At 62.4% G+C, this 23,155-nt stretch carries 20 protein-coding genes and 2 pseudogenes; 14 read left to right on the top strand and 8 right to left on the bottom strand.

Features of this window, described 5'->3' with window-relative positions; all coding sequences use genetic code 11:
* The first annotated feature begins 18 nt into the window (after window positions 1-18).
* The 10 genes from XpruCFBP8353_RS19245 to XpruCFBP8353_RS19200 all read left to right on the top strand — a co-directional run bounded on the left by XpruCFBP8353_RS19245 (window position 19) and on the right by XpruCFBP8353_RS19200 (window position 7,821).
* Window positions 19-612 (top strand): sigma-70 family RNA polymerase sigma factor, encoded by a 594-nt coding sequence (locus XpruCFBP8353_RS19245; RefSeq protein WP_207759690.1) that lies wholly within the window; start codon window positions 19-21, stop codon window positions 610-612.
* On the top strand, window positions 609-1,271 hold the full coding sequence (locus XpruCFBP8353_RS19240; protein ID WP_162301119.1) for a zf-HC2 domain-containing protein: 663 nt from the start codon (window positions 609-611) through the stop codon (window positions 1,269-1,271). The genes XpruCFBP8353_RS19245 and XpruCFBP8353_RS19240 overlap by 4 nt, the downstream gene beginning before the upstream one ends.
* Window positions 1,268-2,593 carry a S8 family peptidase gene (locus XpruCFBP8353_RS19235; protein ID WP_101364662.1) on the top strand — a complete coding sequence of 442 codons (1,326 nt, stop codon included), beginning with the start codon at window positions 1,268-1,270 and terminating at the stop codon, window positions 2,591-2,593. The genes XpruCFBP8353_RS19240 and XpruCFBP8353_RS19235 overlap by 4 nt, the downstream gene beginning before the upstream one ends.
* Window positions 2,594-2,603: 10 nt before the next feature.
* Window positions 2,604-3,362 (top strand): heme ABC transporter permease CcmC, encoded by a 759-nt coding sequence (gene ccmC, locus XpruCFBP8353_RS19230; protein ID WP_101364661.1) that lies wholly within the window; start codon window positions 2,604-2,606, stop codon window positions 3,360-3,362.
* Complete coding sequence (gene ccmD / locus XpruCFBP8353_RS19225; protein ID WP_101364660.1) at window positions 3,359-3,565, top strand: heme exporter protein CcmD; 207 nt, start codon at window positions 3,359-3,361, stop codon at window positions 3,563-3,565. The genes ccmC and ccmD overlap by 4 nt, the downstream gene beginning before the upstream one ends.
* Window positions 3,562-4,032: a cytochrome c maturation protein CcmE gene (gene ccmE, locus XpruCFBP8353_RS19220; RefSeq protein ID WP_101364659.1), complete on the top strand. Its 471-nt coding sequence runs from the start codon at window positions 3,562-3,564 to the stop codon at window positions 4,030-4,032. Before ccmD ends, ccmE begins: the two co-directional genes overlap by 4 nt.
* A gap of 63 nt (window positions 4,033-4,095) precedes the next feature.
* Window positions 4,096-6,084, top strand: coding sequence for a heme lyase CcmF/NrfE family subunit (locus XpruCFBP8353_RS19215; RefSeq protein WP_101364658.1), 1,989 nt, complete (start codon window positions 4,096-4,098; stop codon window positions 6,082-6,084).
* On the top strand, window positions 6,081-6,623 hold the full coding sequence (locus XpruCFBP8353_RS19210; protein WP_101364657.1) for a DsbE family thiol:disulfide interchange protein: 543 nt from the start codon (window positions 6,081-6,083) through the stop codon (window positions 6,621-6,623). The genes XpruCFBP8353_RS19215 and XpruCFBP8353_RS19210 overlap by 4 nt, the downstream gene beginning before the upstream one ends.
* Window positions 6,623-7,120, top strand: coding sequence for a cytochrome c-type biogenesis protein (locus XpruCFBP8353_RS19205; RefSeq protein WP_101364656.1), 498 nt, complete (start codon window positions 6,623-6,625; stop codon window positions 7,118-7,120). The genes XpruCFBP8353_RS19210 and XpruCFBP8353_RS19205 overlap by 1 nt, the downstream gene beginning before the upstream one ends.
* Window positions 7,120-7,821, top strand: a complete 702-nt coding sequence (locus tag XpruCFBP8353_RS19200) for a tetratricopeptide repeat protein (protein ID WP_101364655.1) — start codon at window positions 7,120-7,122, stop codon at window positions 7,819-7,821. Before XpruCFBP8353_RS19205 ends, XpruCFBP8353_RS19200 begins: the two co-directional genes overlap by 1 nt.
* Window positions 7,822-7,969: 148 nt before the next feature.
* Here the strand turns inward: XpruCFBP8353_RS19200 and XpruCFBP8353_RS19195 are convergent, their stop codons facing one another.
* Together XpruCFBP8353_RS19195 and XpruCFBP8353_RS19190 are read right to left on the bottom strand one after the other, a co-directional pair.
* Window positions 7,970-10,042 (bottom strand): ATP-binding protein, encoded by a 2,073-nt coding sequence (locus XpruCFBP8353_RS19195; protein ID WP_101364654.1) that lies wholly within the window; start codon window positions 10,040-10,042, stop codon window positions 7,970-7,972.
* Complete coding sequence (locus XpruCFBP8353_RS19190; protein WP_101364653.1) at window positions 10,029-11,546, bottom strand: ATPase domain-containing protein; 1,518 nt, start codon at window positions 11,544-11,546, stop codon at window positions 10,029-10,031. The genes XpruCFBP8353_RS19195 and XpruCFBP8353_RS19190 overlap by 14 nt, the downstream gene beginning before the upstream one ends.
* 301 nt (window positions 11,547-11,847) lie before the next feature.
* On the opposite strand from XpruCFBP8353_RS19190, the gene XpruCFBP8353_RS19185 reads away from it, so the two are divergent.
* Window positions 11,848-12,192 carry a response regulator gene (locus XpruCFBP8353_RS19185; RefSeq protein WP_101364738.1) on the top strand — a complete coding sequence of 115 codons (345 nt, stop codon included), beginning with the start codon at window positions 11,848-11,850 and terminating at the stop codon, window positions 12,190-12,192.
* Between the two features lie 115 nt (window positions 12,193-12,307).
* Here the strand turns inward: XpruCFBP8353_RS19185 and XpruCFBP8353_RS19180 are convergent, their stop codons facing one another.
* Window positions 12,308-15,163 carry a hybrid sensor histidine kinase/response regulator gene (locus tag XpruCFBP8353_RS19180; RefSeq protein WP_101364652.1) on the bottom strand — a complete coding sequence of 952 codons (2,856 nt, stop codon included), beginning with the start codon at window positions 15,161-15,163 and terminating at the stop codon, window positions 12,308-12,310.
* Window positions 15,164-15,599: 436 nt separating this feature from the next.
* Between XpruCFBP8353_RS19180 and XpruCFBP8353_RS19175 the strand changes: the two genes are divergently transcribed.
* The 3 genes from XpruCFBP8353_RS19175 to XpruCFBP8353_RS19165 all read left to right on the top strand — a co-directional run bounded on the left by XpruCFBP8353_RS19175 (window position 15,600) and on the right by XpruCFBP8353_RS19165 (window position 19,676).
* Entirely contained in the window at window positions 15,600-16,064 is a 465-nt protein-coding gene (locus XpruCFBP8353_RS19175) for a MarR family winged helix-turn-helix transcriptional regulator (RefSeq protein ID WP_101364651.1), read from the top strand.
* Between the two features lie 36 nt (window positions 16,065-16,100).
* Window positions 16,101-17,291 (top strand): FAD-dependent monooxygenase, encoded by a 1,191-nt coding sequence (locus XpruCFBP8353_RS19170; protein ID WP_101364650.1) that lies wholly within the window; start codon window positions 16,101-16,103, stop codon window positions 17,289-17,291.
* A gap of 273 nt (window positions 17,292-17,564) precedes the next feature.
* Window positions 17,565-19,676 (top strand): methyl-accepting chemotaxis protein, encoded by a 2,112-nt coding sequence (locus XpruCFBP8353_RS19165; protein ID WP_101364649.1) that lies wholly within the window; start codon window positions 17,565-17,567, stop codon window positions 19,674-19,676.
* 72 nt (window positions 19,677-19,748) lie between these two features.
* On the opposite strand, the pseudogene XpruCFBP8353_RS19160 reads toward XpruCFBP8353_RS19165, so the two are convergent.
* The 5 genes and pseudogenes from XpruCFBP8353_RS19160 to XpruCFBP8353_RS24540 form a co-directional block, all read right to left on the bottom strand.
* Window positions 19,749-20,353: pseudogene (locus tag XpruCFBP8353_RS19160) on the bottom strand (DUF488 domain-containing protein).
* Window positions 20,354-21,242: 889 nt separating this feature from the next.
* Window positions 21,243-21,929, bottom strand: a complete 687-nt coding sequence (locus tag XpruCFBP8353_RS23530) for a hypothetical protein (RefSeq protein ID WP_133125679.1) — start codon at window positions 21,927-21,929, stop codon at window positions 21,243-21,245.
* Window positions 21,930-21,963: 34 nt separating this feature from the next.
* Window positions 21,964-22,284, bottom strand: coding sequence for a hypothetical protein (locus XpruCFBP8353_RS23525; protein ID WP_133125678.1), 321 nt, complete (start codon window positions 22,282-22,284; stop codon window positions 21,964-21,966).
* 33 nt (window positions 22,285-22,317) lie between these two features.
* Window positions 22,318-22,500 carry a hypothetical protein gene (locus XpruCFBP8353_RS23520; protein WP_133125677.1) on the bottom strand — a complete coding sequence of 61 codons (183 nt, stop codon included), beginning with the start codon at window positions 22,498-22,500 and terminating at the stop codon, window positions 22,318-22,320.
* Between the two features lie 484 nt (window positions 22,501-22,984).
* Window positions 22,985-23,134 (bottom strand): annotated as a pseudogene (locus XpruCFBP8353_RS24540) (plasmid mobilization protein); the annotation flags it as partial.
* Window positions 23,135-23,155 lie beyond the last annotated feature (21 nt).

Below are 23,155 nucleotides of genomic sequence, written 5' to 3'. Positions count from 1 at the left end.
TGACGTGGGTTACCAGCGATGCCTGCCTTGATGAATGACACCGATACCTTGGGCGATGCCACCGACCGCATGCTGTTGCGCCGCATGGCCGCGGGCGATCGCGGCGCGCTGGCCAGCATGTACCACAGCTACCACGGCCGGCTGTGCCGGTTCCTGTCGCGGTTGACCCGACGCCCGGACATCATCGAAGAAGCCATCAACGATTGTTTCTGGATCGCCTGGCAGAAGGCCGGCGACTTCCGCGGCGATTCGCAGGTGTCCACCTGGATCATGGGCATCGCCTACCGCTGCGGGCTCAAGTGCCTGCGCCAGCATGACGGCGAGGCCATCGACGACACCGCCGTGGTGGAAGACCATGCCCCCAGCGCCGACGACAACGACGAGCGCGAACTGCGCGACTGGTTGGACAAGGGCATGGAACGGTTGTCGCCGGACCAGCGCCTGGTGATCGAGCTGGTCTACGGCGTCGGCCACAAACTCGAAGAAGTGGCCGACATCATGCAGTGCCCTGTTGGCACCATCAAAGCCCGGTTGTTCCATGCCCGGGTCAAATTACGCAATGTGCTCCCCGGCCTGGCCGGCGGCGCCCCTTACACGGAGATCATGCAATGAAGACGTTTTTCATCGCGCCTGGCAAGGAATGCTCGCACGCCTGGGAATTGATGCCGGCGGTGCTGCTGGACAGTGCCACCGAGGAAGAAAACACCTGGCTGATTGCGCACGTGGCCAAGTGCGCCTCGTGTAGCGCCGAATTCGCCCAGCAGAACCGCCTGCGCCAGGCTTTGGCGCTGCCGTCTGCAGTGAAGCTGGACCCGAACGCCGGGCTGCAGCGCCTACTCGGCCGCCTGGATGCACCCGAGCAGCACACCGAACCTAAGCGTGTGCCGACAGCGCGCCGGTCCGGCAGCTGGACGGTGCGCGCCCTGGCCGCCGCGGCGCTGGTGCAGGCCATCGGCCTGGGCGTGATGGGTGTCAAGCTGGCCTCGCCCGCCCCGTCGCACGACTACCGCACGCTCAGCAGCGCCACGGCGTTGCCGATGCCGCAAGGCGCCATCCGTGTAGTGCCGGACGCGAAGATGACCGTGGCCGACTGGGACCAGCTGCTGCATGCACAGCAGCTGCAGGTGGTCGGCGGTCCCAACGACATGGGCGCTTACACCGTGGTGCCTGCTGCACCGCAGCCGCTGGCGCAACCGCAACCGCAGCAGACCGTGCAGCAACTCCGCGCCACTCCGGGCATCCGTCTGGCGGAGATCGTCTCGGCCCCATGAATCGCCTGTTCGCCATCGGCCTGATCGCCGCACTCGTTGGCCTGGGCGCGCACACCAGCGCGCATGCTGCCGCAGTCCAACAGGAGCCGGCGACGGATGTTGCCGGCCCCGCCAAGGCACCTGCCGATGCGCAGATGCCCGACAGCAGCCGCGACATCCTGCTGGCGGTGGCCAACCCGCTCGCGGCACCGCCAGCCCGCGCCGGCTCCAGCCTGATCGGCTACGCGTCCAGCTATTACGGCGCCGGCCAGAAGGCTGCCGCGCGCATGGACAGCATCAAGCAACGCTACAAATTGCGCGAAGTCTCGGCCTGGCCGATCACCTCGCTGGGTCTGTATTGCGCTGTGCTGCAACCACCGCCCGGCGTGTCGCGCGATGACCTGGTCAGTGCACTGGCCGACGACGAAGGCGTGGAGCTGGTGCAGCCGGTGCAGGATTTCTCGGTGTTCTCCGCCGACGCGTCGGAAAAGACCACCCCGCTGTCCAGCTACAACGACCCGTACGTGGACATGCAACGCGGCTTCATCGACACCGATGCCGCCAGCGCGCAGACCGTCACGCAGGGGCGCGGCGTGCTGATCGCAGTGGTCGATACCGGCGTGGACACCAACCACCCGGATCTAAAAGCGCGCATCCGCGACGTGCACGATCTGGTCGATGACAAACCGGTCATGACCAGCACCGATTCGCACGGCACCGAAGTGGCGGGCATCATCGCTGCCGGCAGCAACAATCACCAAGGCATCGTCGGTATGGCCCCCAAGGCCATGTTGAGCGTCTACAAGGCGTGCTGGTACGCGCCCACGGTCGGCGCCACCGCACGTTGCAACACTTTCACCCTGGCCAAGGCGCTGGCGGCAATCAACAACAGCTCCGCGCGCGTGATCAATCTGAGCCTGGGCGGCCCGGCCGATCCGCTGCTGAGCAAGATGCTGCAGCAGCTGGTGCAACAGGGCCGCATCGTGGTGGCGGCCATGCCACCGAACGGGCGTCTGGACGGGTTTCCCAATGACGTACCCGGCGTCCTGGTGGTGCGCAGCAGCAGCGCAACGCCGGCCATGCCCGGCGTGCTCAGCGCGCCCGGCAAGGACATCCTGACCACGCAGCCGAACGGCCGTTACGATTTTACCTCCGGTTCGTCGATGGCCACCGCGCATGTCAGCGGCATGGCCGCGCTGTTGTTGTCGCTGCAACCGTCGATGGATGCAGCGGCCTTGCGTGAGCTCATGCAGCGCACCAGCAAGGTCTCCGACGGGCAGTTGCAGGTCAACGCCGGCGCCGCAGTGCAGGCGTTGGCGTCTCACGCCAAACATTCCAACTGACGGCACCGGCATGGCCAAGTGGATTCCCTTATGGCTGCATAAACTCAGCTCGCCGCCCACGTTTTATCGCATCGCCGGCAGCGTGCGTCCGTGGGCGCTGGGGCTGGCCTTGCTGCTCGGCGCAGTGGCCGCGTACGGCGGCCTGGTGCTGGCGCCGCCGGACTATCAGCAACACGATGCCTACCGCATCATCTTCATCCACGTGCCAAGTGCGTGGATGAGTCTTTTCATCTACGCGGCGATGGGCGTTTCGGCGTTCATTGCGCTGGTGTGGCGTATCAAGCTGGCCGAAGTGGTCACCATGGCTTCGGCGCCGATCGGCGCGGCATTCACCTTCATCACCCTGTGCACCGGCTCCCTGTGGGGCAAGCCGATGTGGGGCACCTGGTGGACCTGGGATGCGCGGCTCACCTCCGAGTTGCTGCTGCTGTTTTTGTATCTGGGCGTGCTTGGTCTGTATTACGCCGTGGAAGACCGTCGTCAGGCGATGCGTGCAGCCGGGCTGCTGGCACTGGTCGGCCTGGTGAATCTGCCCATCGTGCATTACTCGGTGGTGTGGTGGAACACGCTGCACCAGGGCTCAACTGTCCGCCTGCTCGGCCCCTCCAAAATGGGCGCAGACATGCTGTGGCCGCTGCTGACCATGATGCTGGCAACCAAGTGCTATTACGTCGCCAGCCTGTTCGGCCGCGTGCGTGTGGAACTGCTGGCGCTTGAAAGCGGCAAGGACTGGGTCCGCCGGATCGTGTTGACGGAGCGCACCGCATGAGCACCTTTTGGGCAATGGGCGGCTACGGCCAGTACGTGTGGACCGCCTACGCCGTGTTTATGCTGGTGTTGCTGGCCGATCTGGCAGCGCCGTGGCTACGGCGTCGCCGCCTGCCGCGCGAACTGCGCGGCCAGCTGCAGCGGCAGGCACCGCGGCGTGCACGCGATCAACCCGCCGCTGTGCTGGAGCGGGACGCGCCATGAATGCCACGCGCAAACAACGTCTGTGGGTGGTGATCGGCGTACTCGCCGCCGCCGCGCTGGCCGTCACGCTCATCGTGTTCGCGTTGCAGCGGAACATGAGCTACCTGTTCACTCCCAGCCAGGTCCGCGCAGGCGAAGCCACCGGCTATCAGCAGTTCCGCCTCGGCGGCATGGTCAAGGCCGGCTCGATCCGGCGCGCCAGCGATTCGCTGAAAGTCAGCTTCACCGTCATCGACAAACACGCTGCGACCCAGGTGGAGTACACCGGCATTCTTCCGGACCTGTTTCGCGACAACCAATCGGTCATCGCCAACGGACGCATGCAGGGCGGGCGCTTTGTCGCCAACGAGGTGCTGGCAAAGCACGACGAAACCTATATGCCGAAAGAGTTGAAGGATGCGATGGCCGAAGGCCATCTTGGCAAGCCGATTCCCGCCACCGCCGCACCGCTGACCGCGCCGCGTTGATGCGCTGCCGGTGGGTGCCACGCACGTCGATGCTTTCTTTCCGTTCCACCTTGCGATTCGCCCATGACGCCTGAACTTGGCCAGATCGCATTGATCCTGGCGCTCCTGCTATCGCTTGCCCAGGGCGTGTTGCCGTTGGTCGGTGCGTGGCGCGGCAACACCGCATTGATGTGCATTGCGCGGCCTGCGGCGGTTGGCCAGGCGGTGTTCGTGTGGATGGCGTTCGGCCTGCTCGCCTGGTCGCTGTTATCGCTGGATTTCTCGGTGGGCTACGTCGCCGCCAACGCCAACATCGCCCTGCCCTGGTACTACCGCTTGGCCGCGGTGTGGGGCGCGCACGAAGGCTCGTTGCTGCTGTGGATTGCGATCCTCGCCACCTGGACGGTGTTGCTGGCTGCTTTCAGCCGGCATCTTCCGCAATATTTTGCCGCGCGCGTGCTGGCGGTACTGGGGCTGATCTCGGTGGGCTTTCTGGCTTTCATCCTGCTGACCTCCAATCCGTTCGGACGGCTGTCGCCGATTCCGCTGGATGGCAACGAACTCAATCCGGTGCTGCAGGATCCGGGCATGACCTTCCACCCACCGGTGCTGTACACCGGCTATGTCGGGTTCTCGGTGGCGTTCGCGTTTGCGGTGGCGGCATTGCTCGGCGGCGAGCTGGAACAGGCCTGGGTGCGCTGGGCGCGGCCGTGGACCAATGTGGCCTGGGCTTGCCTCACCGCCGGCATCGTCGCCGGCAGCTGGTGGGCGTATGCGGAACTGGGCTGGGGCGGCTGGTGGTTCTGGGACCCGGTGGAAAACGCCAGTTTCATGCCGTGGCTGGTCGGTACTGCGTTGATCCACACCCAGGCAGTGACCGAAAAACGCGGCAGCCTGCGCGCGTGGACCATCCTGCTGTCGATCCTGGCGTTCTCGCTGTCGCTGCTGGGCACTTTCCTGGTGCGCTCGGGTGTGCTGACCTCGGTGCATGCCTTCGCTGCCGATCCCCGTCGCGGTTTGTACATCCTCATTTTTCTGGTGGCGGTGGTCGGCGGCTCGCTGCTGTTGTATGCACTACGCGCGCCCAAGATTGCCAGCGGCAAACCATTCGCCGCAGCCTCGCGCGAAACCGGCATTCTCATCGGCAATCTGCTGCTCACCGTGGCCGCGGCAATGGTGTTGCTGGGCACGTTATTCCCGCTGATCACGGATGCGTTCGGCCTGGGCAAGGTGTCGGTCGGCCCGCCCTACTTCGGCTTGCTGTTTCCGTTGTTGATGTTGCCGGTGGTGCTGTTGCTGCCGTTCGGTCCTTACCTGCGCTGGGGCAAGGCCGAGGCCGCACCGTTGAAGGCACTCGGCACCCGCGCCGGTATCGCCGCGATCGCCTGCGCGCTGATCGGCAGTGTGTTTGCCGATGGTCAGGCCAAGGCGATCGCCGGCATGGGCGTCGCCGCATGGGTGGCCGCCGGCACCGCGCTGTACGTCCACAAACGTTGGCGCGACATGCCGCGCGGGCGGCGCTTCCCTGCTGAAATGGCCGGCATGCTGATCGCGCATGCGGGCGTGGCGGTGTTCGTTGCCGGTGTGCTGGTGTCCGACAGCCTGTCGGTGGAACGCGATGTGCGGTTGTCGCCCGGCCAGAGCGCGCAGATCGCTGGCTACAGCTTCCGTTTCGATGGCGTGCAACTGGTGGATGGGCCCAACTGGAAGGCCGAACAAGGCAGCGTGCAGGTCAGCCGCGATGGCCAGGTCGTGGCGCAACTGCATCCGCAAAAACGCCTGTACAGCAGCGAGCGGATCCAGACCGAATCGGCGATCGATCCCGGCGTCACGCGCGATCTGTATGTGGCACTCGGCGAGCCCTTGGACGACCAGCACATCGAATACGACTGGACGCTGCGGCTGTACTACAAACCTTTCATTCGCTGGATCTGGGCCGGCGGCCTGCTGATGATGCTGGGCGGCTTCGTCAGCGCCTGCGCACGCCGCTTTCGTGCGCCGGCGACCTTCAATACATCGGCCGCATCTGTGGCGCATCCGGCTGTGGCCATCGCACAGGAGTCGCTTCCGTGAATCGTCTACTGCCCTTGTTGGGCTTCCTGTTGCTGGCAACGCTGTTCGGCTTCGGCATCCTGTGGACGATGCAGCACAACCCGCGCGATGTGCCCTCGCCGTTGATCGGAAAACCGGCACCGGCGTTCTCGTTGCCACGGCTTGATCGGCCCGAACAACGCGTGAGCCGTGATCAATTGCTGGGCAAGCCGTACGTACTCAATGTGTTCGGCAGCTGGTGCGCCGAATGCATGCACGAGCACCCGGTGTTGATGGCGCAGGCCAGCCGGCTGGGCGTGCCGCTGATCGGCTACAACTACAAGGATGTGCCCGCCGATGCCACCGCCTGGCTCGCACGACTCGGCAACCCGTATGCGGTGGTGGTCGCCGATGAAGCCGGCCAGACCGCCATCGACTTCGGCGTCTACGGCGCACCGGAGACCTTCCTGATCGATGCGCAAGGCGTGATCCGCTACAAGCACATCGGCGTACTGACCCCGGATGCCATCAACGACGAGTTGCTGCCGGCCATCGCCGCGCTGCCGAAGGGCACGTCGTAATGGCGTCGGCGCCTCGCACACTGCTGTCGCATTGGCGCTGGCATTGGCGCACGCAGGGCCGGCGTGTGCGCCTGTTGCTGGTGTTGCTGCTTGGCGTGCTGCTGGCGCCCTCGCTGGCGGCACAGGCGGTGGACCCGCTACCGTTCAAGAACCGCAATGACGAAGCGCGCTATCAGCGTTTGACTGCGCAGTTGCGCTGCCTGGTGTGCCAGAACGAAAACTTGGCCGACTCCAACGCCAGCCTTGCGCGCGATCTGCGTCATCAGGTGTTCGCGCAACTGCAGGCCGGCAAGAGCGATGCGCAGATCAAGCAGTACATGGTCGAGCGCTATTCGGATTTCGTGCTGTACGACCCACCGGTCAAGCGCGGCACCTGGCTGCTGTGGTTCGGGCCGGCGCTGATGTTGGCTGCCGGTGCGGGTGTGGTGATTCACACCGTGCGCAAACGTGCGCGCGCCGGGACACCCGTGGCGCCGAAGACTGAGGACGAGTGGTGATGATGGGTTTTTATTGTGCAAGCGCGGCGCTGGTGGGACTGGCGTTGCTGCTGTTGTTGGTGCCACTGCTGCGCCGCCCCACCGGTACTGGCAACGCGCGCTACAGCTTGCCGATTTTGCTGGTGCTCGGTCTGCCCTTGGCCACGGCCGGTTTATATCGGCTGGTGGGTGCGCCGGAGGCGATGGCCACGCATGTGTATGCAGCGCAGCCACCGCACGTGGCGTCGGTGACGCCTTCTGCAGTTGCCACACTGCCGCAAGCCGCAAGCACCGCTTCGGACATGCAGGAACAGGCGCTGGAACGCTGGATGCAGCAAGCCAAAACGGACGAGCAGAACAATCGCCCCGCCGACGCGCGTGAGGCGTATGCGCAGGCGCTCAAGATCGCACCCGACATCAGCGCCGCCATTGTCGGCTGGGTAGCCGCAGATATGGCCACGCACAGCGACTTCGCCATCGACGACGCGTCGCGCACACGGCTGCAGCAAGTGATCGCACGTGAGCCGGACAACCAGCGTGGCTTGTGGCTACTGGGCATCAGCGATTTTCAGCAGCAGGACTTTGCCGCCGCCACCGCCCATTGGCGCCATCTGCATGGCTTGCTGGAGACCGGCTCGCCAATGCAGAACGCAGTCGCGGACAAGATCGCGGCGGCCGAATCGATGGCCAGTGCGCGACAGTCCGAGCGTGGAGCGCGCTGAGCTGAGGGACGCGGCTCCCGCGTGGCTGGGCCTAATGGGCGATGGCTGCCACGCTATGCGATTAAACAGCGCATGCATCGGGCAAGTCGCAGGTTCCCATGCCTCGTCCACGCCCAGCTGACAACGCGCGAGGTTGCGCTACTCGCTCTCAGGCCGACGGCCCCAGCACTTCGTGCAGCTTTCCGCTGAACTCGCCCAGGGTAAATGGCTTGGCGATCATGCTCATGCCTTCGCCGAGAAACTCGCCACGGTCGCGTGCCGTTTCCGCGTAGCCGGTCATGAAGATCACCGGCAGATCGCGCCGCGACTGCCGCGCGATCTCGGCCAACTGGCGCCCGTTGAGGCCCGGCAAGCCGACATCGGTGACCAGCAGGTCGATCCGACGCGGCGAGGCCAGAATCGGCAGTGCCGCGTCCGCATCGGCCACCACGTCAGCCTGATAGCCCAGCTCGCTGAGCAGTTCGGTGACCAGCAAACGCACCTGTTCGTCGTCTTCCACCACCAGCACCTGCTGGCCCTGCCCGGCCAGCACCGCATCGCTCTGCGTGGGCGGCAACGCGATTTGCCCGGCAATCCCGGCGGGCAGATACAGGCTGACCGTGGTGCCCGCGCCTTGCTGCGATTCCACCCACACCTGGCCGTTGGACTGCTGCATGAAGCCATAGATCATCGACATGCCCAGGCCAGTGCCCTGGCCGATCGGCTTGGTGGTGTAGAACGGCTCGAACACGCGCTCCAGCACATCCGCCGGCATGCCGGTTCCGGTATCGGCGACCGACACCACCACATAGTTGCCCGGCGCCAGGGTGACGCCACGGCCGAGTTCCAGCGATTGATCTTCCACCTGCAGATACCGCGTGGCGATACGCAGCTGACCGCCGTCGGGCATGGCATCGCGCGCGTTGATGGCCAGATTGAGCAGTGCGCTTTCCAGCTGATTTTCATCGACATACGCCTGCGGTAGATCCGCTTGCAGATCGGTCTCCAGGCGCACCGACTCGCCCAGCGTACGCGCCAGCAACTCCTGCAACGACACCACCAGCTCGTTCAATTGCAGATGCCGCGCCTGCAACGATTGCCGGCGCGAAAACGCCAGCAGGCGCTGGGTGAGCGCGGCTGCGCGCAAGGCCGACGCCGAGGCCACATCCAGAAAGCGGCCCAGCCCTTCGGTGCGGCCTTGATCGATGCGCAGCCGCGCCAGATCCAGCGCAGACAAAATACCGGTCAGCATGTTGTTGAAATCGTGCGCGATGCCGCCGGTCAGCTGACCCACCGCTTCCATCTTTTGCGCCTGGCGCAGCGCCGCTTCGCTGGATTCGCGCGCCAGCATCTGCCGCTGCAGCTCGGCGGTGCGCTCGACCACCTTGGCTTCCAGCACGTTGGCCTGTTGCTGGATCGACTCCAGCGCCAGCGCGCGCGTGGTCACATCGGCGGCGAACACATGGAAGCCGTCCACCTGGCCATCCGCATCGAAACGCGGCATGTAACGGATCTCCGCCTCGCGGCGCCGCCCATCGGCATGCGGCCAGCTGGTTTCGATGGTCAAGGGCTGCCCGGCCAGTGCAGCCTCGATCCAGGCGCGGCGTTCTTTGACTACCGCAGGCCCCACCACATCCACCAGCGGCCGCCCGATCACCTCGGCAGGCGGCACGCCGATCCAGTCTTCGTAAGAACGATTGGCGAAGCGGTACACCAAGTTCTTATCGACGAAGGCGATCAGCACCGGCAACGCATCGGTCACCAGGCGCAGTTCGGCCTCGCTCTGTGCCAATGCGGCGCGGCCTTCGGCAAGCTGCGCAATCTGGTCGCGGATGACGAACTGCTTTTGCCGCGATCGCAACGCGGTGGAGATGGCGCTCAGCAACGAGGCCGAGCTCAGCGGCCGCTCCAGCTCGATGACATTGGTCATCTCGGCCGGCAAGGCCGCATGGCGCCCGCCATGCGCACCACGGGGGGCGCGCAACAGGACGAACGGAATATCCGACCAGGCTTTCTGCCCCTGCAGGATCTGCGACAGCGCGTGCAAATCGCCGCCGATCGCTTCTTCGGTCAGCACCACCACACCGGAGGTATCGTGCAGATCGCCCGCGAGGGCGTCCAGCGTGGCATAGACCCGGCGCGTCAGCCCACGCTCGCCGACGATGCTGGCAATGCTCTCCGCATCGCGGCCGAATGGCGCGATGATGTGGACGATGGAGCCGTCCGGGTCACAGATAGTCAAGGGAACGATCCAACAACGGTTCGTCGTCTCCAACGAACTGCGGCGTACCGGTCAGCACGCCGTGGAATTTCTCCAGCGGCTCGCTTATCTGCAGACCGCCGCTCCCGATGCGCAATTCGCGAATCGCGTCTTCGTGTGCGCCGCTGCGATTCTTGATCACCGACAACGCCTTGCGAATACGTCCCTTGGCCTCGAAAAAGCGCAGCAGGATGACCGTGTCGGCCATGTAGGAGACATTGAGGGTGCTGCTGGTCGCCATGCTGCCGACCAGCCCCTGCTGCGGGTTGATCAGAAACGTGGTCACGCCGCTCTGGTTGAGATACGACAACAACTCATGCATCTGCAGCATCAACTGTTTTTCTTGCGGCATCGACGCCAGATAACCGTTGAGGCTGTCGATCACCAGGATGCGGCAGTCGCGCTCTTCCACGCTGGCACGCACCGCCCAGGCGAACTCGCCAGGCGTGATATCGGCTGGGTCTATCTGGTGGAGTTCCAGCAATCCCGCATCCAGATATTTGCGCAGATCCATGCCCAGCCCTTCGGCACGCTTCAACAAGGTGCCGGTGCGCTCGTCGAACTCCAGCACGCAGCAATGCTCGCCACGCTCGCACGCCGCAACCACAAACTGCAACGCCAGATTGGTCTTGCCCGAGCCGGCCGGCCCGGTGAGCAGCGTGCTGGTGCCACGCAAGGGGCCGCCGTGCAACAAGGCATCGATGCGTTCCACACCGCTCGGCACCGGGTCGCCGACGAACGGGGCATGGTGATGGGCGGCGATCAAACGTGGATAAATACGCATGCCACCGGTAACAATGGTCAGATCGTGGTAACCGGCGATGAAATCCACCCCACGCAATTTCTGCACCTGCATGCGCCGGCGCGCCGCGCCGAAATCCAGTGTCATGCGCTCCAGCGATATCACCCCGTGGCACAAGCTGTGCAGGTGCGCATCGCGCTCGCCGTTTTCGCCGGTGAGATCGTCCACCAAAAACACCGTGATGTTGCGCGGCGCGAAATACTGCTTGAGCGCCAGCACCTGGCGCCGGTAGCGCAGCGAATCCTGCGCCAGCAGGCGCAACTCGGATAGCGAATCGAACACCACCCGCGTCGGCTTGACCCGGTCCACTTCGGCCTGGATGAGCTTGATGGTGCCGTCCAGCTCCATTTCCCACGGATGCAGAATGGATTGCTGCCGCCCATCGCCAAGAAATGCCTCGGCCGATGCAAGCTCGAAGATGCTCAGCGCCTCCAGCGACCAGTTGTGCGAGGCAGCCACCTCGGTGAGCTCGTCAATCGTTTCCGACAAGGTCACATACAAGCAGCTCTCGCCCTTGGCAGCGCCATCCAGCAGGAACTGCAGTGCGACGGTTGTCTTGCCGGAGCCAGGTTGGCCTTCGAGCAGGTACAAACGGTTGGGCGGCAGGCCACCACGCAAGATGGTGTCGAGCCCAGTGCTGCCAGTGGTGATGCGGTTTGCGCTCATCGGCTTCACGTTCTTCATAGACCTGAATCTATCATGCGGGCCTCATAAGTCAGTGCGCGCGACTGAATTGATCAGCTTGCTCCGCTTGACGCTACGCTGCAATCGCATCTGCGACCGTGATTACAAGACCGGTCCGATAGACCCGCCCGCATTTGATGGCAGCCACTAGACAAACGCCAAACGGGTTGCACAACGGCGACTTCGCCATCGCACATCTCCCTCACGCAACAGCGCCTAACGTGGCTGCAGAAGCACATCGCAACGATATTGCGAGTGATCGAGGACCGCAGTGACTTACGCATCACCCAACGCACGCATCCTGCTGGTCGAAGACGACGACGCAATCCGCGAAATGGCTGCAGACATTCTCGGCGAGGAGGGCTACCACGTCGTGGCGTCCGCCGATGCCGAACAAGCGCTGTCGCAACTCAGCAGAGCCTGTCCATTCGATCTACTGCTGTCAGATATCTGCCTGCCTGGCATGAACGGGCGCGACCTTGCCGACAAGGCACGCCTCATTTGCCCCGCACTGCCCATTGTGTTCATGACCGGTTACGCAGGCGAAATCGCCAAACGCGTCGACTTCCTGGGTACCGGCATGCGTCTTTTGACCAAGCCATTTTCGTTGCGCGATCTGCTCGGCATCGTCCGAAAGGCGCTGTAAGCAGACGCAACCGTGCATGCAAGCCGGTATCTGTAGCGCCAGTTTCCAGGTGGCACGTCTGCCTCACGCGATCGGGCTGCGTGTCGTTGCTCGCAGCTAGCACTGCGCGCAACGCCTATGGCGCGCGCCGCTCCAGCAACTGCGCCACCCGCCGCTCCAGCTCGACCGCCTGGAACGGTTTGGTCAACACTTCCATCCCATCGTCCAGTTGCCCCGCGCCCACCGCAGCGCTGGCGGCATAGCCGGTGACAAACAACACCGGAAGTGCCGGCCGCGATTGCCGCCCGGCATCGGCAACCTGGCGCCCGTTGAGGCCGCCGGTCAGGCCGACGTCGGTCACCAGCACATCGATATGCTCATGCGAGCGCAAACGCTCCACCGCCGCGCTGCCTTCGGCAGTGTCGATCACGCGGTAACCGGCTTCGGTGAGCACCTCGGAGATCAAGACGCGGATCGCGGTGTCGTCTTCCACCAGCAAGACAGTGCAACTCTGTGAAGCGTTACGCTGCAGCGGCCGGTTGGCAGGCGCCACGTCGTCCTGCGCCAGCGCGCCGGTGAAACGCGGTAGGTACAAGGCCATGGTGGTGCCTACGCCTACTTCCGAATCGATGCGCACATGTCCGCCGGATTGGCGGGTGAATCCATAAATCATCGACAAGCCCAACCCGGTGCCCTGGCCGATGGGTTTGGTGGTGAAAAACGGTTCGAACACCTTGGCCATCACCTCAGCGGTCATGCCGGTACCGGTGTCTTGTACGCTGAGGCACACGTAATCGCCAGCCGGCAAATCCAGCTGCTGAGCGGCAGCCGCGTCCAGCGCAAGGTTGTGCAGGCTGATGGTGAGCTCGCCGCCATCGGGCATGGCATCGCGCGCGTTGATACATAGATTGAGCAGCGCATTTTCCAACTGCGGCGCGTCCACCAACACCTTCCACGCTTCGGCAGCCGGGCGTAGCTGCAACGCAATCGACGGTCCCAGCGTACGGGCGATGATGTCGTGCATGCCGCGCACCAGCGCTTCCACATCCAGTGCGGTGGGAGCCAACGTTTGCCGGCGCGAAAATGCCAGCAACCGCTGAGTCAATGCAGTGGCGCGCGCCGCGCTGGATTGCGCCATCTCCACATAGCGTTCCAACCGGTCGTACTTGCCCTGTTCGATGCGCGTCTGCAGCAGTTCCAGGCCAACGCTGATGGCGGTAAGCAGATTATTGAAATCGTGCGCAAGCCCGCCGGTCAGCTGGCCCACCGCTTCCATCTTCTGGCTCTGACGCAGTTTTTCTTCGGCCAGCAACAACGCTGCGCTACGCTCGCGCACGCGCTCTTCCAGCGTTTCGGTGAGCTGACGCAACTGTTCTTCGGCGACGCGCTTGTCGGTGATATCGGCAGAGGTACCGAACCACTCGGCGATCTGCTCGCGCTCATCCAGCAGCGGAATGGCGCGCATCAAGGTCCAGCCCACGCGTCCATCTGCGCCGAGCACGCGGTATTCCACATCCACGCCAGACCGATTGGCAGTCGCCTGCGTCAGCGCTTGCGCCAACCGCTCGCGGTCGTCCGGGTGCACCATCGCCTGCCATTCGGGCGTGGTCGAGACCGCTTCGCTCAACACGCCGTCGCCCACCAGTTGGCGCAGCTGGCGCCAATCTGCGCTGGCGGAAAAAATCGATTGCGAGGATGCGCGCACCAACGCATCCAGACGCCGCTCGCTCTTGCGCAGGGCTTCGCTCGCCAACCGCTCGGCGGTGCGGTCGCGCAACACCTTGACGAAACCGATGGCCTCGCCCGTTTCTTCGCGCAACACCATCAACGAGCCATTGGCCCAGAACCGCTCGCCGGATTTGCGCACGTGCCAGCGCTCATCCATGCCGCTGCCGCATTCCAGCGCCGCCGCTGCTTCGATCAGGATCTGGCGTCGCTCGACGTCTTCCGGAGTGAACGTGCGCTCAAGCGATTGACCGAGCATCTCGGCCTCGCTCCAACCCAGAGTGCGCCGCGCGCCTTCATTCCAGGACGTCACCCGCCCCTGCATGTCGGTGGCGATAATGGCGTAATCCATCACGCTGTCCAGGATCTGCCGGTTACGCACCTCGGCCTCGCGCACCGCGCGTTCCAGGCTGATGCGATCGGTGATGTCCAGGCCCTGCACAAAGATGCCGGAGATGGTGCCATCGGCGCCGGCGATCGGCTGATAGACCAGATCCAGCAAGCGCCGCTCGCTGGGCCCGCCCGGCACTGCTTGCACGTTGTACGGCAGCGCATTGGCCGAAAACGCACGCCCAGACCGATAGACCTCATCCAGGCGATGCAGATGCCCCTGCTCCACTGCATCGGGCAGCGCGTCGGCCAGTGGCCGCCCGATCACATCGCGATGGCCGATCAGACGCGAGTAGCACGGGTTGGCGAACTCCACCCGATGCTGCGGCCCGCTCAGGAACGCCATGAACATCGGCGCCTGCTCGAACAGGCGGATCAAGCGCTCGTGTTCGTCGGCCAACCGCGCCTGCGCCAGCTTGCGTGCAGTGACTTCGTTGGTCACGCAGAACGCGCCGCCCACCTGGCCATCGTCCAGATAGATGGGCGAGAACGAGAACGTCCACCAGGTCTGCTCCGGCACGCCGTAGCGATTCATGCCGATCGGCAGTTCCTCGAAGCGCGAGGCCTGGCCTGCGAACGCTGCCTCGATCGGCTCGCGCACGGCGTCCCACGCATCGGCCCACAATTCACGCAGTGGCGCGCCAAGCGCCTGCGCCTGGCGCGGCCCCAGGATCGGCGCATAGGCATCGTTGTAGAAAAAGGTCAACGCATCGCCCCACACCACATACATGCTCTCGGGCGAACCCAGCATCAGGTCGACCGCATTGCGCAGCGGCGACGACCATTGCGTGGTGGGTCCCAGTGGACTCACCGCCCAGTCGTGGTCGCGCACCGCCTGCGCCATGACGCTGTCACCATGCGGAAACCCCGCATTCATAGGGTGTGTGCCTGCACTGCGCCGAAGCACAGGCAACCGCTCCAGCACGCGCCGTGCACGACCGCGGTGTCGCCTGCTGTGAGCTTATCCATCACCCATCCGTACATCGCGTCTAACCATTGAAGACCAGGTAGCCAGCTTACGCATCTGTTCCCGGCGAAGCGGAGTGTGCAAGCGGTCGCCCATCATCTGGCCTATGACAGTTGGCGTCCAGTCACCACGGCGCAGTGACTGAACCAGGCAGCTTCCACTGCCGCGTTTGGGCCACTGTGTCGCGCGCGCAAAGGCCAATGCAGTCGTCGGCCTGCACGCATTCGAGCCCGCCGAGCGGCCATGCCGCAAGGCAGTGGCGCTCAGCCAAGGGGGACCTACCGCCATGCGCGCTGCAGGACACGTAAAATCGCTGGAGGGCTCCAGGGCAACCACGGTCGTACAGATGCTGGATCAAAATGAACTCATCCATCCGCAAGCTGCGGTCGCGCCAGGTTACCTGGCCAACCATGCAGCGCGGGTCTTCAACCGCCTGGTCGACGCCGAACTGCGGCCGCACGGCGTTTCGCTGGCCCTGATTGGCCCGATCATGCTGCTGTCCTGGAAAGGCCCGATGTTGCAGCGCGACCTCGTCATCGCCTCGGCCGTGAAGCAGCCGGCCATGGTGGCGCTGCTCGACAAGCTGGAAGGCCTGAAGCTCATCAAGCGCACACCCACCCCACAGGATCGCCGCGCCGCGCTGGTGGCGCTCACCGCGCGCGGGCGCGCGATCGCCGACGTCGGCAGCCGTGCCTTGCTGGGCATGAATGCGGTGGCGTTGGAGGGCTTTTCTGAAGACGAAATACAGCAGACAGTCGCGTTCATGCATCGGCTGATCGCCAACATGGAGCGCTGCAGTCAGGACGTGTAACATCACCCGTGATATTTCATCTCACGGGTGACAACAATGCCGCGTCGCATCCTGATCACCGGCGCCAGCATTGCCGGCAACACCGCCGCGTGGGCGCTCGCCCATCGCGGCTTCGATGTCACCGTGGTGGAGCGCGCCGTACAGTTTCGCGATGGCGGCCAAAATATCGATATCCGTGGCGTCGGCCGCGAGATCCTGCAGCGTATGGGCCTGGAGCAGGCAGCGCTTGCCCAGGGAACCGGCGAAGAAGGCACCGCCTGGATCGACGCGCACGGCAAGGCCGTGGCCACCTTCAACACCGAGGACATCGATGGTGATGGCCCTACTGCCGAGCTAGAGATTCTGCGCGGCGATCTGGCTCGCCTGCTCTACGACGCCGCACGCAACCAAGTCACCTATCGCTTCGGCGACCGCATCGCCAACATCGAAGACGCTGCCGGCGCCGATGCCGCCACCATCAGCTTCGAGAGCGGATGCAGTGAGCGCTTCGATGCGGTGATCGTCGCTGAAGGCGTGGGCGCATCGACACGCGAAAAAGTTTTTCCTGGCGAAAACGATCCGCGCTGGATGGACCTGACCATCGCCTATTTCACCATCCCGCGCATTGCCGACGACGACCGGCTGTGGCGCTGGTACCACACCACCGGCGGGCGCAGCATCTCGCTGCGGCCAGACCGGCACGGCACCACGCGCGCCATGCTCTCGCTGCAAAAACCGGCCGAAGGCGAACAGGATTGGAGCGTCGATGTCCAAAAGACCTACCTGCGCGAGCGCTTTGCCGACGCCGGCTGGCAGGCGGCGCGCGTGCTGGAGGGCATGCACGTCACCAACGACTTTTACTTCGATGCCTTGCGCCAGGTACGCATGCAGCGCTGGCACAGCGGACGCACCGTGCTCACCGGCGATGCCGCGTGGTGCGCCACGCCACTGGCCGGGATCGGCGCTACCCTGGCGGTGACCGGCGGCTATGTGCTAGCCAACGAAATCGCCCGCGCCGACACGCTGGACGCGGCCTTCGCCGCCTACGATGACGCGATGCGCCCGATGGTCGAGCAGGCCCAAGGCGTGCCAAGGATGGGCCCGCGCCTGATGAACCCGCACAGCCGCCTCGGCATCCACCTGTTGCATGGGGCACTCAAACTCGCAAGCCAGCCAAGCGTGCAGACCATCGCAACCAAGTGGATGACGCCCTCGATCAAGGCACCGGATCTCTCGCGCTATCGGTAAGCGCTGCGACAGGTCCTGGTGAGCCACGCGAGGTAAGCCACGGACGCCAGCGCCATGGCTTACCTCGCGGCGCGTTAGCCAGTCCCACCAGCACCTGAACCATCACGCGCAATGGCTTCAGTTCCAAGGGAAGAGGTCGCTAACGAACACGTCGAGACACCACCGACGCAGCGGCAGTTGTGCTGGTGCCTGCGGTGTCGCGTCTGCATTCGTCCCCCTGCAGTTGCTGGGCCTCCCCCGCTCTTCCGTTAGTCGGATCCCGATCGAACCCCTATGCATTTCTTCCCAAATTTGCGCATTGGACAGCGCCTGGCCCTTGGTTTCCTCGCGATCATCGTGTTGATGGTGATCCTGACCGTGGTCGGCATCCAACGCGTTCGCAGCATCGACCAGCAGCTCACCGCCATCAACGAAGTCAACAGCGTCAAGCAGCGCTACGCGATCAACTTCCGCGGCAGCGTCCACGACCGCGCCATCGCCCTGCGCGACGTCGTGCTGATGGACGACCTCACCGACCGCCACGCTGCCGAACAATTGATCGACAAGCTCGCTGCCGATTACGCGCGCTCCGCGCAACCGCTCGACGACATGCTCGCCAGTTCGACCGATGCCAAGGAGAAAGACATCCTCCAGCAGATCAAGGCCATCGAGCAGCGCACCCTGCCGCTGATCACCCAGGTGCGAGGCTTCCGCGATGCCGGTGATAAGCCGCATGCAGAGCAGCACCTGCTGCAGGAGGCACGCCCGGCCTTCATCGCCTGGCTGGCCAGCATCAATGCCTTCATCGACCTGCAGGAAACCAAGAACCGCGCTGCCGCCAAGCAAGCCGTCGCCACCGCCGGTGGCTTCGCGACACTGATGGTCGCCTCCACCATCGTTGCCCTGCTGCTGGGCGCCGCCATCGCCTTCCTGCTCACGCGCAGCGTGGTGTTGCCGCTGCGCCAGTCGCTGCGCCTGGCAGAGCGCATCAACGACGGCGACCTGCGCAGCCAGGACGCACCCACCAGTAACGACGAATCCGGACAATTGCTGCGCGCGATGCAGCAGATGCAGCGGCGCCTGCAGGAAGTGATCTCCGCGCAACGCAGCATGGCCGTACGCCACGATGCCGGCGAGATCAGCTACCGCACCGACGCACAGCGTTTTCCCGGCGAGTACGGCACCATGGTGCGAGATACCAACGCGCTGGTGCACGCCCACGTGCAGACCCAGCTGCGCATGACCCAGGTCATGGGCAGTTACGCGGTTGGCGATCTCACTCAGGACATCGAACAGTATCCCGGCGAAAAAGCTGCCATTACCGCGACCATGCAGCAGGTCAAACGCAACCTGCAGGCCATCAACGCGCAGATCCAGGAACTCACACAGGCCGCATGCGCAGGTAACTTCGCGCTACGCGGCCAGCCGGAAAAGTTCGAGCACGACTTCCGCCTGATGGTGGAAAACCTCAACACCATGATGGCCACCTCCGACACCAACCTGGCCAGGTTCTCCGACCTGCTGCGCTCGATCGCCGACGGCGACCTGACCGTGCGCATGTCCGGCAACTTCCACGGCGTGTTCGCCTCCATGCGCGACGATGCCAACAGCACCGTGCACCGTCTCACCGACATCGTCACCCGCATCCAGACAACCTCCAACAGCATCAGCTTCGCTGCAGAAGACATTGCCAGCGGCAATCAGGAACTGGCGCGCCGTAGCGAACAACAAGCCGCCAACCTGGAAGAGACGGCCGCCTCGATGGAAGAGCTCACCTCCACCGTCAAGCAGAATGCCGAACACGCAACCCGCGCCAACCAGCTCGCACGCGGCGCCGCCACCATCGCCACAGAGGGACGCGACGTCGTCGGCCAGGTGATCGAACAGATGTCCGGCATTGAAGCCTCGTCCAGGCGCATCGCCGACATCATTTCCGTCATTGACGGCATCGCCTTCCAGACAAATATTCTCGCGTTGAATGCTGCGGTCGAGGCCGCACGCGCCGGCGAACAAGGCCGCGGCTTCGCCGTGGTCGCATCGGAAGTGCGCACCCTCTCACACCGCTCCTCGGATGCAGCAAAAGAAATCAAACGGCTCATCGACGACTCCGTACAACGCGTCGCCGACGGCTCCACACTCGTCCACCAGGCCGGCACCACCATGGGCGAGGTCGTGACCAGCGTCCAGCACGTCACCGACATCATGGGCCACATCTCCGCCGCCTCGCAGGAACAAGCAGGCGGCATCGAACAGGTCAACCACACCATCGCGCAGATGGACGAAACGACTCAACACAATGTCCGCCTGGTGGAAGCCGCAACCAACGCCGCAAGTGCGTTGGAACAGCACTCCACGCAACTCACCCGTGCAGTGGAAGTCTTCAAGGTCAACACACCGGTGCTGTAAGTCCGCACGATAACGTTCGACGCGCAAGCAATGGTCGCGGCCATCGTCTCGGCTTCGATCTAACACAGGCGCCTACTCGGCAGAAAACAGACCAACCTGTCGCGGCGGGTAGATCAGATCGCGCCCAGCCGGGGGCGCATCGGCATTTAACTGATGCTGCGCGCCGCGGTCTCGCCAAGGATGTGCAGCACTTGCCACCCGCGGTGCAGCAACAGATCCGCAATCAGGCGGCGATGGCACTGCCACCATAGCGCCTCGGCACACATCAGGGCCGTACGCCGCTCTCGCGCCATGGCCGTCACCTGCTCCATTCCGGCGGCGAAGTCGGCATTGGTCATGTAGTCGGCATAGCCCTGAAACGCCTCGTTGCGCCATCCGCCATTTGGCGATCCCGACCGCGCCCTGCGACGTCCACCCAGCTCGGGCAGCCATAAATAGCGCACCGACGCCGCGTCCAATGCCTGTGCCATCGTGTCGCTGGCAAACCAGGGGGAGCGACGCGAGCCCGGAAAGCGCCGCACATCCACCAGTGCCTCAATCCCGTGCGCGCGCAGTAGCGCAATGAACGCCTCCCAGGTCCTGGTGGAATGACCGATCGTCCAGAGCATCTGGGCCGCATAGCCAGTGGCCTGCTGCGCAGGCGCCTCGGTGTTGATTAAGGGGAAGCGGTCATGCATCGCGGCAGTAGCTAAACGGAGTGGCAATACAGCAGTATCACTGCCAGCGCCCATAGCAAGTGATGGACACGCCACCTATGCCCGCAAGCGGATCGGGCGCATCTGCTTTTAAGCGCGTGTGATTCCCCGTACCTACGTGAGCGCTGCCTGCGCCAGATCGTCCTGAAAGCGGCAGCAGCGATGCAAGCGCCAGTCGCGTAACCACCTGCGCTGCCCGGTCGACCGGGTTGCCGAGCGATCAGCCCGATGACAAATGGATCATCAGGGGGACCATTGCCTTGAGTGTAGGACAGGAAATGGGGCCAGAGGCGGGCCTTGGGAGAAAGTCCCGGTGCCTCAGCAAGTTGCAACGACCTATGGCGGAGAGAGTGGGACTAAACGTTCAGCACTCTAACTCATTGATCTAACGACAAAAGAACAGTCGGGCCGCGTCCTGTTGAGTGTTCTAACAAGTATAGATAGTCGCCCTGATAATTTCCAGCAAATTCGGCGAGCTCATTGAGCTAACCTAAGGCATAGCGTCTTTCTTTCAAGGAAAGGATATGCAGCTCACCAAGCTATACATCATCGAGAGGCAATAGCAGATCACGTTTGATCCGCTCCCGAGCTGATTCTGATCCGAATCACCCAGTGAAAGCATAAGTGCCTGACTTAAAACGGCTGCGAATTATTGCTTCAATGGCCGTTTACCTGGAATTAGACTTGCCGGTTTGCGCTCGTATGCCAGCCCTTGCGCCGTTAAAAAACCATCTGTGTGCTCTCGAGCTCACCCCTCCCTGGATAAATGCGGGCACCTGAACACTCGAACCAAGCTTCTTTCTTGTTTCAGCACAGCAGTTGCTTTCGCAATAAAGCAGCCACGCCCTCAAACCAACCCACGCCCCAGCCATTAATGGAGCAGCAATTCATAAATTTTAAATGCACGCTGATTATAGACACTCAAAATAGAAACGCGCGCCCCAGCCTGAATAATCACCTCAGTTTCATGCCCGTGGGTTTGTCTACTTTGATTACTGAGGAAAAGCGCCTTTGTTATCGAATCTTGAGCAATGGTAATTACCCATATGCTTAATATTGAGTTGTACCCGTCACGATAAGCATGAGATTTAGCAACCTCTGCACATAACGTTGTGGATAAAACTCTATCCAGATAAAATACTGGCCCCACAGGTGGCGGCAAGCCGCCATGGAAGACAATTTGACCAGGCGTCATTTTTCTACCAAATTCAGAGATCTCACCATGAACTCCAGCAGCGTTATATCTCGGATGTTCTTTACGGTATTTCCATATGGAAGGAATCCTGTATAAAGGCGGCGTAAAACTTAAAGCTTCTTTATAAGATGACAGAAGATTCAGCTTGTTTTTAATCAACGAAGGCAAAAGGTTTCCGCCATGCAGACCACTTATTGCTTCACGAATATGATCCACAGGATTTTCAATAATTATATTTTTACGTAGCTTGCCAGTAGCAAGACCAGCACCCGTACTAAATCCATGCTGTATACAGCAGTCCCGCGCAGGGCGATTATCCACCAGAGGATAAGGAATTACTAGTGGCAATCTAATGCGATACACGCTAATTTTTCCCAGACATTAAGAGGTTAGGCTTTTAAGAATGAGTGCGAGCCAAGTTTCCCGCCTCTTCCTTAGTCCGTCGCAAAGAAATAAAAATTATCGAATTCGCATCATGATCAACACAGGCCGCAGCGCATATACCATCGCCACCTTCTGGCTTATAAACAACAACACAAATTTTATAAGGCCTTGCCTCACCGTAATACTTAAGCAAATTTGGATTATTACCGATATTACTACAGAAGCTCATCAGCTTTAAAACTCTTTCCTCCTTTGAATCCCCATTAAATTCAGAACTCCAACTACTCACATCCGCTGCAAACAAAGGGTCAAAACTAACGGTATAGCCTGGCATCAACACACCCCCAATCCAGGAAGTATAACTATATCAAGATTTTTTTATTCGACTTTTTAATTTTGCATTACTCCCACCCAGAACTTTACTCAAGACTTGCTCTGCGGATAGCAGCTCCGTCGAGCCATCCTTGATCGCCCTGACCCTTTCGGCCACCTCATTATCGAGCCATACTTTCTGCTCAGCGTTTGGCTCAAATTTATTCTCGTTATCCATTCACGCACCTTCTATCTTTTAAGATACATTATCACAAAGTCAGACCGTGTAAAGTGATGCAACACAGATAAATAGTAGTCGACTGCTAGATCTCATCCTTTCTCATATCAAGCGACGGTTTCAGCTGTTATTAGTATGATGCCAATTTTTATTGCTGCCACTATTTCGGATCATCGACGGATTACAGCTTTTCCATCGAGAAGGCCAAATAGCTCACGATTGCTCTAAATTGCACCGGAACTTAGCGTTAGCCAAGCCTCAGTAGAAAAGACAAGGGTTAAGACCTGTATAAGCAAAGAGCCCCGCATGCGGGGCTCCCTTGTCGCTGGCGTTGAAGCCTCAGTCTCGGCGCCGGGTGCCAATGGCGGGCGGCATTGTTCCGATCATTTGGCGGAAACATCCTGCAACAATCCTAGCTTTCTGCCAAATGCCTAGGCGCACCATCAGTCTACTGCGCGGTCAACGGTCAGAAATATCTGAGCCATCATAGACTTGGCTTCGGTGGCCGAAACTTCAACTCCCAATGCCCTGCCTCACCCTCGGCCTGCGGTGGAAGTGCGTCCTCTCCAGATGCCTCAGGCGTCAGCAGCTCAATCGGCTGCGGAGCGAAGTTCTTCTCCAAGTCCTGATACGCCCAGGGTTCCGTAGACACTCA

Origin of the sequence: Xanthomonas prunicola (assembly GCF_002846205.1) — a bacterium.
GTDB lineage: Bacteria > Pseudomonadota > Gammaproteobacteria > Xanthomonadales > Xanthomonadaceae > Xanthomonas > Xanthomonas prunicola.
This window is presented reverse-complemented; position numbering and strand designations above follow the sequence as displayed.